Here is a 15,017-nt window from a genome sequence, read left to right as displayed (position 1 = left end):
TCGCCGGTGGGAAGGCGTCTGAGGGCACGCGAAACAGGGATCATCACGGTCTCAGCCTCCTCCCGGGTCTCGGCGATCAACGCCGACGAGTATGCCGAGCGGGCCGCCGGGCCCGCAACCGAATTAAGGCCGGTTCCATCGAGGAGTGGATCTAGGACTGCTCGCCGCGCTCCTGCATGGTCTTGCGGTAGAGCTCGTCGATCTCGTCCAGCGGATCGGGGGTGCGGCGGCGGGACTCGATCTCCAGCTCCGTGCGCGCCCTCAGGTCGTCGATGCCGCTCGAGGCGTACTGCACCTGGCTGCCGAGCAGGTCGGCGCGGATGCCGGCGCACATCGAGGTGAGCTTGGCCTGGTGCTCGCGCAGCCGCTGCAGCGTGGCATGGTCGGCGTAGTGCGACATGCGCAGCTGCTGGGCGTAGATCGCGAGCTGGCCGTCGTGGATGCCGGCCTGCTCTGTCAGCTCGCCCAGCAGGTGGGGTAGGTCGCCCAGGTCCCAGCCGTGGCGGCGGGCCTGGTCCACGGCCTGGCGGGTGAGGGTGATCTCGCGCTGCAGGTCGAGCCGCAGGCGCTCGGCCTCGGCGGCCTCACCCTGGCCCATCGCGTTGACATGCGTGGTGATCCGGGTCGCGGTCTGCCTGGCCTTGGTCGTCGCCTTGGTGCCCAGCTTGACCAGGAAGTAGATGCCGACGCCCGCCACGGTCAGCATGACGGCCAGCAGCGCGAGCACGATGAAAACCACGGTTGAGATCGCCGACACCTCCTCGTATCTCTTGCAGCATAACTCCCGGTCAACCAAGCAAGCTCTTGATACACGGCATCCGAACGTGATTCAGTGCACACATGCTCGAGGGCAAGGTAGTGATCATCACCGGCGGGGCCAGGGGGATGGGCGCCGCGACCGCCCGCCGCTGCGCCGCCGCAGGAGCCCGGGTGGTGGTGACGGACGTCCTGGTCGAGGAGGGCGAAGCCACCGCCAAGGACGTCGAGGGCCGCTTCATCGCCCACGACGTGACCAGCGAGGAGGCCTGGGCGGGCGTCACCGGCGAGGTGACGGCGGAGTTCGGGCGCATCGACGGGCTGGTCAACAACGCCGGGATCGCCACCGCGCAGCTGATCGAGGAGCACACGCTCGAGCAGTTCGAGCGCGTGCTCAAGGTGAACCTGGTCGGCGTCTTCCTCGGGATGAAGGCCGTGCTCGGTCCGATGCGGTCGGGCGGCGGCGGCTCGATCGTCAACCTGTCGTCCGTGGCGGGGCTGACGGCCCTGCCGGGCACCGGCGGGTACGGGGCGTCCAAGTGGGGCGTCCGCGGGCTCACCAAGATCGCTGCCCAGGAGTTCGGCGCCTCGCGGATCCGGGTCAACTCCGTGCATCCCGGGATGATCGTCACGCCGATGACCCAGCCCTTCGGCGCGGTGTCGGGCGACGGCGGCTTCCCGCTGGCGCCCGCGGGCCGGTGGGGCGAGCCGCCCGAGGTGGCCGAGGCGATCGCGTTCCTGCTGTCGGACGCGGCCTCCTACGTCTCGGGCGCCGAACTGGCCATCGACGGCGGCTGGACCTGCGGTGAGCTCCCGCTGCTCGCCGCCAGGGCCGTGAGCGGAGCGGATGGGATGCGCGATGGCGGTTGACGCGATGACCAGGGCGATCATCGACGCGATGAGCGAGTTCTTCCCGAAGCTGGGCACCGAGGTGTTCGACGCCGCCGAGGCGCGCCGGATCCTGGCGCAGGCCCCGAAACTGGACGCCGAGCCGCCTGCCGTACGGAGCGTCGAGGACCGGATGGCGGGCGACATCCCGATCAGGGTCTACCGGCCCGACGGCGGGCAGGGCCCGCTGCCCGTGGTGGTGTTCTTCCACGGCGGCGGGTGGAGCATCTGCACGCTGGACACCCACGACTGGGTGTGCCGGACGCTGTGCGGGGGCGCAGGGGCCGTGGTGGTGTCCGTCGACTACCGGCTGGCCCCCGAGCACCCCTACCCGGCCGCGGTCGAGGACGCCTACGCCGCCACCGTGTGGGTGCACGAGCATGCTGCCGAACTGGGCGCCGACCCCGCCAGGCTGGCCGTGGCGGGAGACAGCGCGGGCGGCAACCTGGCGGCCGTCACCTGCCTGAAGGCCCGCGACCTGGCGGGACCGCCCATCCGCTTCCAGTTACTGATCTACCCGGCCACCGACGCGGCGCAGGACTCGGCCTCCTGCAGGGAGAACGCCACCGGGTACTTCCTGACCGCCGATCACATGGCCTGGTTCTGGGACAGCTACCAGCCCGACCGCTCCCGCAGGGCCGAGCCGTACAGTTCGCCGATCCACGCGGACCTGGGGGACCTGCCGCCCGCGCTGGTGATCACCGCCGAGCACGACCCGCTCAGGGACGAGGGCGAGGAGTACGGCAGGCTCCTGCGGAAGGCGGGCACCCAGGCGGAGACCGTCCGCTTCGACGGGATGTTCCACAGCTTCTTCACGCTCGCCGGGAACCTGCTGCCCGCCACGAAACAGGCGACCGACCTGGCGTGCTCCGCCCTGATCAGGAACCTGGGCTGAGGTGCCGTACGCGAGCGTCGGCGGCGACGTCAGGCTCTTCTACACCGACGACGGCGCGGGCGAAGGCCCCCCGCTGCTGCTGGTGCACGGCTGGGGAGCCGACTCCCACCAGTGGTCGTGGCACCTGGACGCGCTGGCCGCCGGGCACCGGGTCGTGGCCGTGGACCTGCGCGGGCACGGCTACTCTTCGGTGCCCGAGGCCGACAACACGCCGCGCAGGATGGCCGAGGACCTGCGCGAGCTGCTCGATCACCTGCGCATCCCGGCCGTGGTCGCGGTCGGCCACTCGATGGGCGGGCAGGTCGTGTCCATCCTGGCCGTCGAGCACCCGGACCGGGTGGCCAGGCTCGTCGCCGTGGACCCGGGCTACGGCGTGTCCGCGCAGGTCGCGCGGGGATTCCCGCGGATGGTCGCCGGGCTGCGGGGCGAGCATCCGCACGCGGTGGCCGTCCAGATCGACCAGTGGTGCACCAACGCTGCCACCCCCGCCGTGATCAGGCGCTGGCACCAGCGCAGGCTGTACGGCATGGCGCCGCACGTGCTGGCGCAGGCCTTCGAGGGCATGTTCACGCTGCCGGGCTCGATCGGCACCAGGCCCGCCTCGGAGGAGTACCTGGCCCGCAGGCGGTGCCCGGTGCTGTCGATCTGGTTCGACCCGGCGCAGGCGGCCTGGGAGGCGGGCCTGCTGAAGGACCCGGGGTCGAAGGTGGTGTGCTGGGAGGGTTCCAGCCACCGGCTGCACGAGGAACGCCCTGGCGAGTTCGTCAACGTCCTGGAGGCCTGGGTGCGCGGCTAGCCCTTCTGGACGCGCGGAAGCGGCGCGCCTTTCTCAGCACCCACCAGGCGAACACCGCGAGCACGATCAGTACGACGATGATCAGCAGCGGCAGGAAGATCGCGATCAGGCTGACGCCGGCCGAGCCCACGTCCTCGACCGTGCTGACCACGGGCGCGCCCACCCCGGCCGTGCTCACGTTGATCACCGGCCGGGCGGTGGCCTTGAGCGCGTGCACCAGCAGCGCCACCACGATGCCCAGCAGCCAGCCCGCCCACGGGTTCTGCGTCATCCAGGTGGAGTGCTCGAACGCGGCCGCCGCGTTCGTGGCGCTGAAGACCACGCCGCCCGCGGCCGGCCGTACCACGGTCTGGATCGTGTCGTTGACCGAGTCGACGGCGGGGACCTTGTCCAGCACCATCTCCGCGACCAGCAGCACCGCGATCACGGCCAGCACGCCCCAGTTGGACAGCCAGGCGTAGCCGTCGGGCAGCTTGACCTTGTCGGTGAGGTTGGCCAGCACACCCACGATCAGCAGCGGGATGTAGGCGTTGAGCCCGGCGGCGGTCGACAGGCCCAGCCCGGTCAGAGCGGCGAACATACCTTCAGTCTGCCCGCACCGCCTCCTCCAGGAGGTACGGCAGGCCAGAACCGGTGAACTCGGTCACCGCCCGCTCGTACTTCTCCATCCCCCACGACCAGAAGTCGAAGTCGAGATCCTGGTTGGCGCCGTCCTGGATGGAGGCCCACAGCGTCCAGCCGTACTTGGACATCAGGCCGAGCAGCCGCGCCCGGGCGATCCTGTTGCGCAGGCGGCGGCCGTAGTAGGCCGTGACGAGCTCCTCGAGCTGGTCGAGCGTGAGGTTCGACTCGCTCCAGATGTTGCCGAGCTCGAAGCAGGCGTCGCCGTTGCCCGAGTACTCGTAGTCGATCAGCCAGAGCCGCTCGCCGTCGTCGATGAAGTTGCCGGGCAGCAGGTCGTTGTTGCAGGGGACGGTCCCCTCGTCCCGCACCGCCAACGCTTTCCTGATTTTTCCAACATCTTCCATGAAGTCCAGATATTTGGCGGGGAGGCGGAAGTTTCGTGACTGGACGATGGTGAGGTAGTGGCGCTGGAGCTCGAACATGTCGAACGTCCCGCGGAACCTGGGCCCCGCGTGCAGCCGCCGGCACGCCTCGGCCACCCGGGGCAGGTTGGCCGAGTCGCGCAGGTCGTCCACGGTGAAGGTCCGCCCGGGGAGGAAGCCCACCACGAGCACGCCCTCCTCCGGCAGGTAGGCGTGCACCGGCGCGCCTACGCCCGCCTCGGCGGCGGCCATGGTGTTGTGGTGCTCGGCGTCCCTGTCGATCGCCAGCAGCGACGTCTCGCTGGCCGACACGCGCGCCACGAAGACGCCGCCGGGCACGGTCACCTTGTAGTTCCGGTTCGTCAGCCCGCCGGGCAGCTCCTCGACGGCTCTGGGCGAGCCGGACAGCAGCGGGATCCGGTCGAGGACCTCGGGCACGTGCATGGGCGGCTCCAAAGGGACGCGTGCTTGACCGGGGATCGTAGAGCACGGGCGGCGGGCCGTAAACGGTCTAGACCTTTTTGGCGTGTCGGGTTAGCCTCACCCCCATGAGCGATTCGGCGCGCATCGTGATCATCGGTGGCGGCGTGGGCGGTGCCAGCGTCGCCTACCACCTGACGGAGCTCGGCGAGCACGACGTGCTCGTGCTCGAGCGCGACGAGCTGACCAGCGGCTCCACCTTCCATTCTGCGGGCCTGGTCGGCCAGCTGCGCGCCGACCCGACGCTGACCAGGATGAACCAGCACTCCGTCGACCTCTACCGCAAACTGGACGCCGGCTGGACCGAGTGCGGCGGCATCAAGCTGGCCTCCACGCCGGAGCGGATGGAGGAGATCCGCCGCCAGATCGGCTGGGCCCGCACCTTCGGGCTGCCGCTGGAGGAGATCTCGGTGGCCGAGGCGGTCGAGCTGTTCCCGCTGATGGACCCCGCCGGCGTGGTCGGCGCCGCCTACCTGCCCACCGACGGCCAGATCGACCCCTCGCAGCTGTGCTACGCGCTGGCCGCCGCGGCCCGCAAGGGCGGCGCCAGGTTCATGACCGGCACCCGGGTGGTGGGCATCGACGTGCGCGACGGCCGGGTCACCCGGGTGCGGACCGACCAGGGCGAGATCGACTGCGAGATCGTGGTCAACTGCGGCGGCATGTTCGCCGCCGAGATCGGGCGGATGGCCGGGGTGCGGATCCCGATCGTGCCGATGTCGCACCAGTACGTGGTGACCGAGGGTTTCCACGAGTACGGCAAGCTGCCCACCCTGCGCGACCCCGACCTGCTCGTGTACTACCGGCAGGAGGTCCAGGGCCTGGTCATGGGCGGCTACGAGCGTCACTGCGCGCCGTGGACCACCGATTTCGACCGCTACGACGCGATCCCGGCCGACTTCAACGGGCGGCTGCTGCCCGAGGACTGGGACAGGTTCGCGGAGATCTCCGAGAACTCGCTGATCCGGGTCCCGGCGATGGCCGAGGTCGGCATCCGCAAGATGATCAACGGCCCGGAGGCGTTCACCCCCGACAACGAGTTCTGCCTGGGCGAGACCGAGGTCGGCGGCCTGTACGTGGCGGCCGGCTTCTGCGCGCACGGCATCGCGGGCGCCGGCGGCATCGGCATGGTGATGGCCGAGTGGATCGTCGAGGGCGAGCCGTCGCTGGACGTCTGGCACATGGACATCCGCCGCTTCGGCCGCCAGTACCGCTCGCCGTCGTTCACGCTGAAGCGCTCGATCGAGAACTACGAGACCTACTACGACATCCGCTACCCCGGCCACGAGCGCTCGGCGGGCCGCCCGCTGCGGCTCTCCCCGGTGTACGGCTGGCACACCCGCCACGGCGCCAGCTTCGGCGAGAAGTCCGGGTGGGAACGGGTCAACTACTACGAGACCAACGGCGCCCAGGGCGAGGACGAGCGGCCGGGAGGCTGGGCGGGGCGCCACTGGTCGCCCGCGATCGGCGCCGAGCACCGGGCCACCAGGCGGACGGCAGGCCTGTTCGACGAGACGTCCTTCGCCAAGATCGAGGTCACCGGCCCTGACGCGGCCTCGCTGCTGGAGTGGGTGTGCGACAACCGGGTGGCCCGCGACGTGGGCGCCGTCACCTACACCCAGGCCCTCAACCGGCGCGGCGGCATCGAGTGCGACTTCACGGTCACCCGCCGCGGCGAGCACGAGTTCCTGATCATCACCGGCACCGCGTTCGGCTCGCACGACCTGGGCTGGCTGCGCAAGCAGGCCCGACTGCGCGGCGCGGACGTGCGGATCGCCGACGTGACGGGCCAGTACGCCTGCTTCGCCCTGTGGGGGCCGCGGGCGCACGACATCCTGTCCGCGCTGACGCCCGATCCGCTGGACTTCGCCTTCATGACCTCCCGCGAGATCACCGTGGGCGACGTGCCGGTGCTGGCCATGCGGGTGACGTTCGTCGGCGAGCACGGCTGGGAGCTGTACTGCTCCAGCGAGTACGGCATAGCCCTGTGGCAGACCCTGTGGGCGGGCGGCGAGCCCCACGGCCTGGTGGCGGGCGGGTACAAGGCGATCGACAGCCTGCGCCTGGAGAAGGGCTACCGGGTCTGGGGCGCCGACATCGGGCCCGAGACCACGCCCTACGAGGCGGGGCTGGGCTTCTGCGTCAAGCCGGACAAGGAGTTCCTCGGCAGGGACGCCCTGGACCCCGCCCCGGCGCGCCGCCTGCGCTGCCTCACGCTCGACGACCCGCGGGCGGTCGCCCTGGGCAACGAGGCCGTCCGGGTGGACGGCCAGGTGGTGGGCCGGGTCACCTCGGGCGGCTACGGATACACCGCGCGCAGGTCGATCGCCTACGCCTACCTGGAGGCGGACCCCGGCACCCGCGTCGAGGTCGACGTTTTCGGCGCCTGGATCCCTGGGACAGTGGTCAAGAACCCGTTGTGACATCCCTAGGTACCTACGCACTACGTAAGGGGTACCTATATGGGGATTTATCCCGTCTCGCTGGTGGGTGCCCCCGGGGCAAGCTGAGGCCTAGACATGAGCTCACCAACCGAGAAGGGTGAAGGGCCATGTGCCAGCACCGGCCACAGTGTCCGCCCGCGGACGCTCCCGACCACGACTCCGCACGCCTGGTGGCGTTCCATCCGGAACAGGGATGGGGGCTGCTCTGCAACGGTGTCGTCCTCTTCGACGACGCCGGCGAGTTGCTTCCCGACGGCACCAGCCGCTCCGCCGAGCCCGTGCTCGCAGGGAGGACGGCATGAGACTCACGCCGCCCACCCAGCTCGTGGAGCCGGCCGACGGCCTGTTCGACGACGCGGACGACGATGGGTCGGGCCGGACGGCGTCCTGGGTGCTCGCATCCGGGGCCGCCGCGGTGATCATGGCACAGCGCATCACCCGTAGCCGGCTGGCGCTCTGGGGCCTGCACGACTGCGTGTCCGCGGCCGAGTTGCTCGTCACTGAGCTGGTGACCAACGCTGTACGGCACAGCCGCGACAGGATCCGGCTCATGCTCACCGCCGAGGACGGGTTGCTGCGCTGCGAGGTCGAGCAGGCCGATCCGGTACGGCTCCGGCTCCGCGTGGGGCGCGAGCACCTGCTGCTGGCCGGTCTGGCCTGCTGCTGGGGTACTGCCCGAACAGCCGAGGGGAAGATCGTGTGGTTCGAGCTTCCCACTCCGGTGACAGCATGAACGGAATCGTGAGCGTGAGAAGAATCCGGATCCGCAAGACCCGCAGGCCGACCGGCTCCGACACTCCTGACCTGCGAACTCCGTCGGGACGGCCCCTGCCGTACTAAGCCGTACTAGTCAGGACGGTCCTGCTCCTTCACCCAGACGGCGATCTGGGCCCGGGAGCGATAGCCGAGCTTGCTAAGTATGTGCTCTATATGCCCCTCCGCGGTGCGCTGCGAGATGACCAGGGAGGCGGCGATCTCCTTGTTGGTCAACCCCTGGGCCACGAGTTGGGCGATCTCCGTCTCCCGCGGGGTCAGCGGCGTCGCAGACCGCTCGTCCACGCGCTTGTCCTCCTGGAGCGCGTAGGCGAGCGCGTCGCCGTAGGAGAGCCGGGCGCCCCGCTTGAACGCGGCGGCGAACGCCGCGTCGCCCAGCGCCTTGACGGTCATGGCCACACATTCGTCGTGGTATCGCGCCAGGTGCCCGTACCCGGAGAGCGGCGCCCCGATCGCGTGCCAGATGGTCTCCAGGATGCCGAGCAGCTCCGCCGCCCGCCGGTACTGCTTGTCGGTGGCGGCGATCCAGGCCAGCACCTCCAGGTTGACGCCGACCCCCAGCGGATCGTCGAGCGCGCGATTGAAGGTCAGGCTCTGCGTCTCGAGCTTGGTCGCGCGCTCGGTGTCGCCCTGGCGCCAGACCTCAAGGCCGAGCGCCATCATCATGTACGCCTTGTGCCAGCCCTCCTCGTGGGCGTCGCACACGGCCAGGCACTCCTCGCCCAGCGCGACGGCGGTCGGCGAGTCGCCGCGGAAGGAGTGGGCCATCGACAGCCGGATGAGCGCCAGCGCCGTGCCCACGGGGTCGTCGTTGGCCCGGTGCCGCTCCAGGGCCTCCTGGTAGTGCGCGATGGCCGCGTCCGAGTCGCCGCCGTACATGGCGATCATCCCGCAGAAGAGCGCCACGTAGGCGAGGACCGGCGAGAGCCCCAGCTTCTCCCCGATGGACCGGCTCTCCTCCAGCATCCTGGTGGCCGAGGCGGTGTCGGCCTGGATGATGGTCAGCCAGGCGTTGGCCCACAGCGCCCGCGCGCGTACCTCGCTCGGCTCCGGGGTGGCGGCGAGCCCTCGATCCAGCCACAGGCGGCCGTCGCGCAGGTAGAAGCCGCTGATCCAGTGGTAGAGGAGGTCGGCGACCATGTCGAGGCCGGCGGCGGCGTCCGAGGGCGTGTCGAAGAACCGCTCGAGGGCGACGTGCAGGTTGGCGTGCTCCAGTTGCAACCTGGCGAACCAGGCCACCTGCGAAGGCCCGAACAGCTGCTCCCGTCCCTCGGCGGCCAGCGCCTTGTAGTAGTCGCGGTGCCGCTGCTGCACCTGAGCCGCCTCGCCGCTGTCGGCGAGCCTCTCCAGGCCGTACTGGCGGATGATCTCCAGCATCCGGTAGCGCGCTCGCGACCCGTGCTCCTCCCGGATCAGGACCGACTTGTCCACCAGGCCGCTCACCAGCTCGATGACCTCCTCGCGCTCGATGCCGCCGAAGGAGCAGACCGCCTCGGCCCCCTCCAGGTCCAGCCCGCCCGCGAACACCGACACGCGGGCCCACATCAGCTGCTCCTTCTCCGAGCACAGGGCGTGACTCCAGTCGATCAGCGCGCGGAGCGTCTGGTGGCGCGGCAGCACGGCCCGCGACCCGGCGGTCAGCAACCGGAACCTGTCGTCCAGCCGCTCGTACAGCTGGTGCACCGACAGCGCCCGCAGCCTGACCGCGGCCAGCTCGATGCCGAGGGGCAGCCCGTCCAGCCGCCGGCAGATGCCGACGACCACGTTCTTGTTGTCCTCGGTGATGGCGAACGTGGGCAGGACCGCCCTGGCCCGCTCGGCGAACAGGCAGACCGCGTCACCCTGGGCCAGCTCCTCGGCCGGCACGTTCGCGCCGTCGAGGTCGGGCAGCGGAAGCGTCGGAACCGCCAGCGTCTGCTCGCCCGCGAAGCTGAGCGCCTCCCGGCTCGTGGACAGGATCCGCAGCTCGGGCGCGCGGCGCAGCAGCGTCTCGGCCAGCACCGCGCACTCGTGCACCAGGTGCTCGCAGTTGTCCAGGATGATCAGAGCCCGCCTGTCCCGCAGGTACTCCGCGAGCACGTCCACGGGTGAACTGCGGCTGTGGTCGCGGATCTCCAGGGCCTCGATCAGGATCTGGGGGAGCACGTCCGGGTTCTCCACCGCGGCCAGCTCCACGAACCAGACGCCGCCCCGGAAGTCGCGCGCCACCTCCAGAGCGACGTGCAGCGCGAGCCGCGTCTTGCCGACGCCGCCGGCACCCGTCAGCGTCACCGCACGCGACATGGACAGGCGACGTTTGACCTCGGCCACCTCGTGCCGACGCCCTACGAAGCTGGTCACCTCGGCCGGCAGCCTGACTATCTGCTGCCGGCGAGAGGCGCTGCTGGTCGTCGCAGTCATGTCATCTCGCCGGGCCGGCCACCGGCGGCTCGGTGCCGAACCGTCATCCTTCAGGGTATGCGCAGGTCTACACCCGAATACAAGCGGATACGGCCCAGGCGTAATCTGGGTTCTGTCGGCTCAGGTCCCCGAGGGCCCGAGCGGGTGGAGCGTACATGCGGGTGGCGTCGAAGGGGCCGCAGGTTCGCGGGCTACCGGTCGAGCTGACCAGCTTCGTGGGCCGGCGGCATGAGATAGCCGAGGTCAAGCGTCTACTGGCAGGTTCCAGGCTGGTGACGCTGATCGGTGTGGGCGGCGTCGGCAAGACCCGCCTGGCCCTGCGCGTCGCGGCAGACGTACGGCGGGCCTTCCGCGACGGCGTGTGCCTGGTGGAGCTCGCCGCGCTGGACGGCCCCGAGCTGCTGACCGAGGCGGTGTGCGACGCGCTGGGGATCACGGATCTGACCACCAGGCCCCTGCTGCAGATCCTCACGGAACACGTCCGCGACAAGCAGCTGCTGCTGGTGCTGGACAACTGCGAGCACCTGCTGCACGACTGCGCCGTCGTGGTCGACGCCCTGGAGCGCGCCGCGCCCGAGCTGCGCATCCTGGCGACCAGCAGGCAGGCGCTGGGCGTCGCGGGCGAGCAGGCGATGGTGGTGCCTCCGCTGCCGCTGCCGGACGCCGACGTGCCGTTGGAGCAGTCGGACGCGGTGCGGCTGTTCGCCGAGCGGGCCGGCAGCGTGCTGCCCGGCTTCAGCGTCACCAACGGCAACAGGGACGCCGTGACCCGGATCTGCCGGGCCCTGGACGGCATGCCCCTGGCCATCGAGCTCGCGGCCGCGCGGCTGCGCGTGGTCTCCGTGCAGCAGCTGGTCTCCAGGCTGGAGGACCGCTTCGGGATACTCAGCGCGGGATCGCGGGTGGTGCTGCCCCGCCAGCGCACGTTGCGGGCGCTGATCGACTGGAGCTACGTCCTGTGCGCCGAGCAGGAGCAGACGCTGTGGGCCCGCCTGTCGGTGTTCGCGGGGAGCCTGGATCTTGAGGCGGCCGAGCAGGTGTGCTCCGGCGACGGCATCGACAGGGACGAGATCGTCGACCTGGTGATCGGCCTGGTGGACAAGTCCATCCTGATCAGGGAGGAGCAGGGCTCGACGGTGCGCTTCCGGCTGCTGGAGACGATCCGCCAGTACGGCAGGGACCGGTTGCGCGAGTCCGGCCAGGAGGGCAGGCTGCGGCGCCGGCACCGCGACTGGTACCAGGAGCTGGTCCTGCACGCGCAGCGGGACTGGTTCGGCCCTGACCAGGTCGCCTGGTACGCACGGCTGCGCACCGAGCACGACAACCTCCGCACCGCGCTCGACTACTGCCTGGCCGTGCCGGGACAGGCGGAATCCGGCCTGGCCCTGGCCGCGGCGCTGCGCTTCTACTGGATCGCGGCCAACTCCCCGCACGAGGGCAGGAGCTGGCTCGAGCGCCTGCTGGCCGCAGACACCGGGGCGGCCCCGGCGCGCGCCGCGGCGCTGTGCCTGCAGGCGCGGCTCGCCGTCCTGCAGAGCGACTTCGCGGTGGCCGCGGCGCTGCTGGAGGAGAGCAGGGAACTGGCCTCCCGGTTCGGCGACCCGGCGATCCGGGGTGGCGTGTCCTACGTCGCCGGCCTCAGCGCGCTGCTGCGGCAGGATTTCGCCGAGGCGCTGTCGTCACTGAGCGACGCGCTGGAGCTGGGGCGCGCGGCGGACGACCAGATGGGCGTGGCCAACTCGTTGATCTACGTCGCCACGGTGCGCTCGCTGCTCGGCTTCCGCGAGCAGGCGATGGAGGCGTTCGAGGAGGTCCTGGCGATCTGCGAACCGCGCCAGGAGAACTGGTTCCGTTCCTACGCGCTGTGGGCCTACGGGGTCGAGGTGTGGAAGCAGGGCGACACGCAGCGGGCGGTCGAGCTCGAACGCCAGGCGTTGCGGCTCAAGGAACCCTTCGACGACCGGCTGGGCCTCGCCCTGTGCGTCGAGGCCCTGTCGTGGATGTACTGCGATGACGGAGACGGCGAGCGGGCGACCCTGCTGCTGAGCGCGCTGAAGGAGATGTGGCGCTCCTTCGGGGGGCCCCTGTTCGGCTACCTCGCGTCGGCGCACCAGGCCTGTGAGAAGACCGCCAGGGACCTGCTCGGCGCCAGGAAGTTCGATACCGTCTGGCGCAAGGGCATGGAGCTCACACCCGACGAGGTGGTGGAGTACGCGATGCGGGAGGAGCCGCCGGAGGGCGAGCCGTCGCGGCGGCCGTCACCGCTGACCCGCAGGGAGATGGAGATCGCCCGGCTGGTGGCCGAGGGCATGAGCAACAAGGCGATCGCCGCCAAGCTCGTGATCGCCCAGCGCACCGCCGAGGGACACGTCGAGCACATCCTGTCCAAGCTCGGATTCAACTCGCGGGTCCAGATCGCCGCGTGGGTCAGCGAGCAGGAGCGGTCCGCCGACGACCGCGGCCCGTCCGGGGACACGCCGTGAGCCGCGCGGACCGGCACGCGGACGAGGCCCCGTTCGTAGGGCGCAGGCACGAGGCCGCGCAGGTCAGGCGGATGCTGTACGGCGCGCGGCTGCTGACGCTGACCGGCACGGGCGGCGTCGGCAAGACGCGGCTGGCGCGCAGGGTCGCCGAAGCGCTCGCGCACAAGTACCCGGACGGCGTCGAGGTGATCGAGCTGGCCGGCCTGGAATCCGGCCACCTGCTCGCGACGGCCGTGGCCACGGCGCTCGGCCTGCGGAACGCGGGGTCCGACCCGCTGGCCGCGCTGGTGGTCTTCCTGTCGGACAAGCGGATGCTGATCGTGCTGGACAACTGCGAGCACCTGCTCGAGGACTGCGCCGTCCTGGCCGACCGGCTGCTGCGCGGCGCCCCCCGGCTGCGGATCCTGGCGACCAGCCGGCAGACCCTGGGGGTGCCCGGCGAGCAGGTGCTGGCCGTACCCCCGCTGTCCGTGCCCGAGGCCGGCGGGCCGCGCCGCGACATCGCGCGGCACGACGCCGTGCGGTTGTTCCTGGAGCGCGCGGCCACCGCGCTGCCCGGCTTCTCGCTCGACGCGGGCAACGCCACCTGCGTGGTGCGGCTGGCCCAGCGCCTGGAGGGGATCCCGCTGGCGATCGAGCTGGCCGCGGCACGGCTGCGCACCCGCCCGCTCGAGCAGGTCGTCGGCGAGCTGGACGAGCGCTTCGACGTGCCGATCAGCGGGAGTCCCTCCGGCCTGTCACGCCACCGGACGTTGCGCGCGACCATGGACTGGAGCTTCGAGCTCTGTTCGGAGGCCGAACAACGGCTGTGGGCCAGGCTGTCGATCTTTCCCGGCGGCACCGATCTCGACACCGCCGAGGCGGTGTGCGCCGGCGACGGGATCGAACTCGCCGACGTGGTCGACCTGCTGGCCGGGCTGGTCGACAAGTCGGTGCTGGCCGGCGAGCCGTGGGAGGCCGGGCTCAGGTACCGCATGCTGGAGAGCATCCGCGCCTACGGGGCAGAGCGCCTGGAGCGGGAGGAGGCGCGGGCACTGCGCGCACGCTACCTCGACCACTACCTCGATCTGGCCAGGAGCAACCGGATCGACGAGATCGGACCGAACCAGCTCGACCATGTCCGGGTCATCCTTGCGGAAGTGCCCAACCTGCGCGCGGCGCTCGAGCTGTGCTTCAGCGCCCCGGGCACCGCGACCAAGGGACTGGAGACCGCCACGGCCCTGTGGGGCTACTGGCTCCTGGCCGGTTCCTTCACCGAGGGCAGGTACTGGCTGGAGCGCGGCCTGGACCTGGTGCCGGCAGGCACCGCCCGGGGGATGGCGCTCTGGGTGGACTGCATGTTCGCCCTGCGCCAGGGCGACCTGGAGGCCGCGCTGCCGAGGATCGAGGAATGCCGCACCTTGGCGCGCCGGCCGGGCAACGAGAGCGTCCTGCCGTTCGCCGTCAGAACCGCGGGCGTCGCCGCGTTCTCCACCGGGGACCCCGAGCGTGGCCTCGCCCTCCTGGAGGAGTCGCTCGCCCTCCATCGCGCCGCCGGCGACCTCGACGGCGCGGCCTTCAGCCTCTACTACGCGGCCATGTTCGGAGCCGCGCAGGACCCCGTGCGGGCCGCCGCGTCCGCCGAAGAGTTCCTCGCGCTGTGCGAGGCGCATCACGCGGTGGTGTCACGCGGCTACGCCCAGCTCTCGCTCGGCATCACCGCATGGAACCAGGGCGACTGGCGCAGGGCCGAGGAACTGGTGAGCGAGGCCGCCGAGTTCACCAGGGAGGTCGGCGACCGCTGGTGCCTGGCGCAGTGCCTGGAGGTGCTGGCGTGGGCCGCCTGCGCTCGCGAGGATCACCAGCGGGCCGCCTGGCTGCTCGGCGCGGCCCACGCGCTGTGGCAGGCGATCGAGGTGTCCCCGGCGGGACTGTCGCCCCAGGCGTTCTGGCACGAGCGCTGCACCGAGCAGGCGCGCCGCCACCTGGGCGAGCGCGCCTTCACCGCCACGTTCCGCGACGGCGCCAGACACAGTCTGGAACCCGGGACGGCGGTCTACGCGGTCGGCGCCTGAC

At 71.1% G+C, this 15,017-nt stretch carries 12 protein-coding genes; 8 read left to right on the top strand and 4 right to left on the bottom strand.

Translation table 11 applies throughout. From position 1 onward, the window contains the following. Positions 1-151 precede the first annotated feature (151 nt). Positions 152-757 carry a hypothetical protein gene (locus KIK09_RS05385; protein ID WP_308163933.1) on the bottom strand — a complete coding sequence of 202 codons (606 nt, stop codon included), beginning with the start codon at positions 755-757 and terminating at the stop codon, positions 152-154. A gap of 83 nt (positions 758-840) precedes the next feature. Between KIK09_RS05385 and KIK09_RS05380 the strand changes: the two genes are divergently transcribed. The 3 genes from KIK09_RS05380 to KIK09_RS05370 are packed head-to-tail and all read left to right on the top strand — an operon-like array spanning position 841 to position 3,335. Further along, positions 841-1,626 (top strand): glucose 1-dehydrogenase, encoded by a 786-nt coding sequence (locus tag KIK09_RS05380; protein WP_214317485.1) that lies wholly within the window; start codon positions 841-843, stop codon positions 1,624-1,626. Beyond that, complete coding sequence (gene lipP1, locus KIK09_RS05375) at positions 1,616-2,539, top strand: LipP1 family hormone-sensitive lipase (protein ID WP_214317484.1); 924 nt, start codon at positions 1,616-1,618, stop codon at positions 2,537-2,539. Before KIK09_RS05380 ends, lipP1 begins: the two co-directional genes overlap by 11 nt. A 1-nt stretch (position 2,540) precedes the next feature. Continuing rightward, positions 2,541-3,335, top strand: coding sequence for an alpha/beta fold hydrolase (locus KIK09_RS05370; protein ID WP_214317483.1), 795 nt, complete (start codon positions 2,541-2,543; stop codon positions 3,333-3,335). On the opposite strand, the gene KIK09_RS05365 is transcribed toward KIK09_RS05370, so the two are convergent. Together KIK09_RS05365 and KIK09_RS05360 are read right to left on the bottom strand one after the other, a co-directional pair. Continuing rightward, positions 3,304-3,915 (bottom strand): DUF4126 domain-containing protein, encoded by a 612-nt coding sequence (locus KIK09_RS05365; RefSeq protein ID WP_214317482.1) that lies wholly within the window; start codon positions 3,913-3,915, stop codon positions 3,304-3,306. The genes KIK09_RS05370 and KIK09_RS05365 overlap by 32 nt on opposite strands. A 4-nt stretch (positions 3,916-3,919) precedes the next feature. Then, the gene (locus tag KIK09_RS05360; protein WP_214317481.1) at positions 3,920-4,825 is read right to left on the bottom strand and encodes a choline kinase family protein; all 906 of its coding nucleotides are present in this window, start codon (positions 4,823-4,825) and stop codon (positions 3,920-3,922) included. A gap of 104 nt (positions 4,826-4,929) precedes the next feature. Between KIK09_RS05360 and KIK09_RS05355 the strand changes: the two genes are divergently transcribed. From KIK09_RS05355 to KIK09_RS05345, 3 genes are all read left to right on the top strand, one after another. Next, positions 4,930-7,284: a GcvT family protein gene (locus KIK09_RS05355; protein ID WP_214317480.1), complete on the top strand. Its 2,355-nt coding sequence runs from the start codon at positions 4,930-4,932 to the stop codon at positions 7,282-7,284. A gap of 128 nt (positions 7,285-7,412) precedes the next feature. Then, positions 7,413-7,607: a DUF5999 family protein gene (locus tag KIK09_RS05350; protein WP_214317479.1), complete on the top strand. Its 195-nt coding sequence runs from the start codon at positions 7,413-7,415 to the stop codon at positions 7,605-7,607. After that, entirely contained in the window at positions 7,604-8,038 is a 435-nt protein-coding gene (locus tag KIK09_RS05345; RefSeq protein WP_214317478.1) for an ATP-binding protein, read from the top strand. The genes KIK09_RS05350 and KIK09_RS05345 overlap by 4 nt, the downstream gene beginning before the upstream one ends. A 113-nt stretch (positions 8,039-8,151) precedes the next feature. On the opposite strand, the gene KIK09_RS05340 is transcribed toward KIK09_RS05345, so the two are convergent. Beyond that, positions 8,152-10,479: a LuxR C-terminal-related transcriptional regulator gene (locus tag KIK09_RS05340; RefSeq protein ID WP_214317477.1), complete on the bottom strand. Its 2,328-nt coding sequence runs from the start codon at positions 10,477-10,479 to the stop codon at positions 8,152-8,154. A 155-nt stretch (positions 10,480-10,634) separates the two neighbouring features. On the opposite strand from KIK09_RS05340, the gene KIK09_RS05335 reads away from it, so the two are divergent. Both KIK09_RS05335 and KIK09_RS05330 read left to right on the top strand, forming a co-directional pair. Next, positions 10,635-12,962 carry an ATP-binding protein gene (locus KIK09_RS05335; RefSeq protein WP_214317476.1) on the top strand — a complete coding sequence of 776 codons (2,328 nt, stop codon included), beginning with the start codon at positions 10,635-10,637 and terminating at the stop codon, positions 12,960-12,962. Continuing rightward, complete coding sequence (locus KIK09_RS05330) at positions 12,959-15,016, top strand: ATP-binding protein (RefSeq protein WP_214317475.1); 2,058 nt, start codon at positions 12,959-12,961, stop codon at positions 15,014-15,016. Before KIK09_RS05335 ends, KIK09_RS05330 begins: the two co-directional genes overlap by 4 nt. Position 15,017: the final 1 nt, after the last annotated feature.

Origin of the sequence: Nonomuraea sediminis, assembly GCF_018531495.1 — a bacterium.
Lineage (GTDB): Bacteria > Actinomycetota > Actinomycetes > Streptosporangiales > Streptosporangiaceae > Nonomuraea > Nonomuraea sediminis.
The sequence above is the reverse complement of the archived record's forward strand: the minus strand, read 5'-3'. Positions and strand labels throughout refer to the sequence as shown.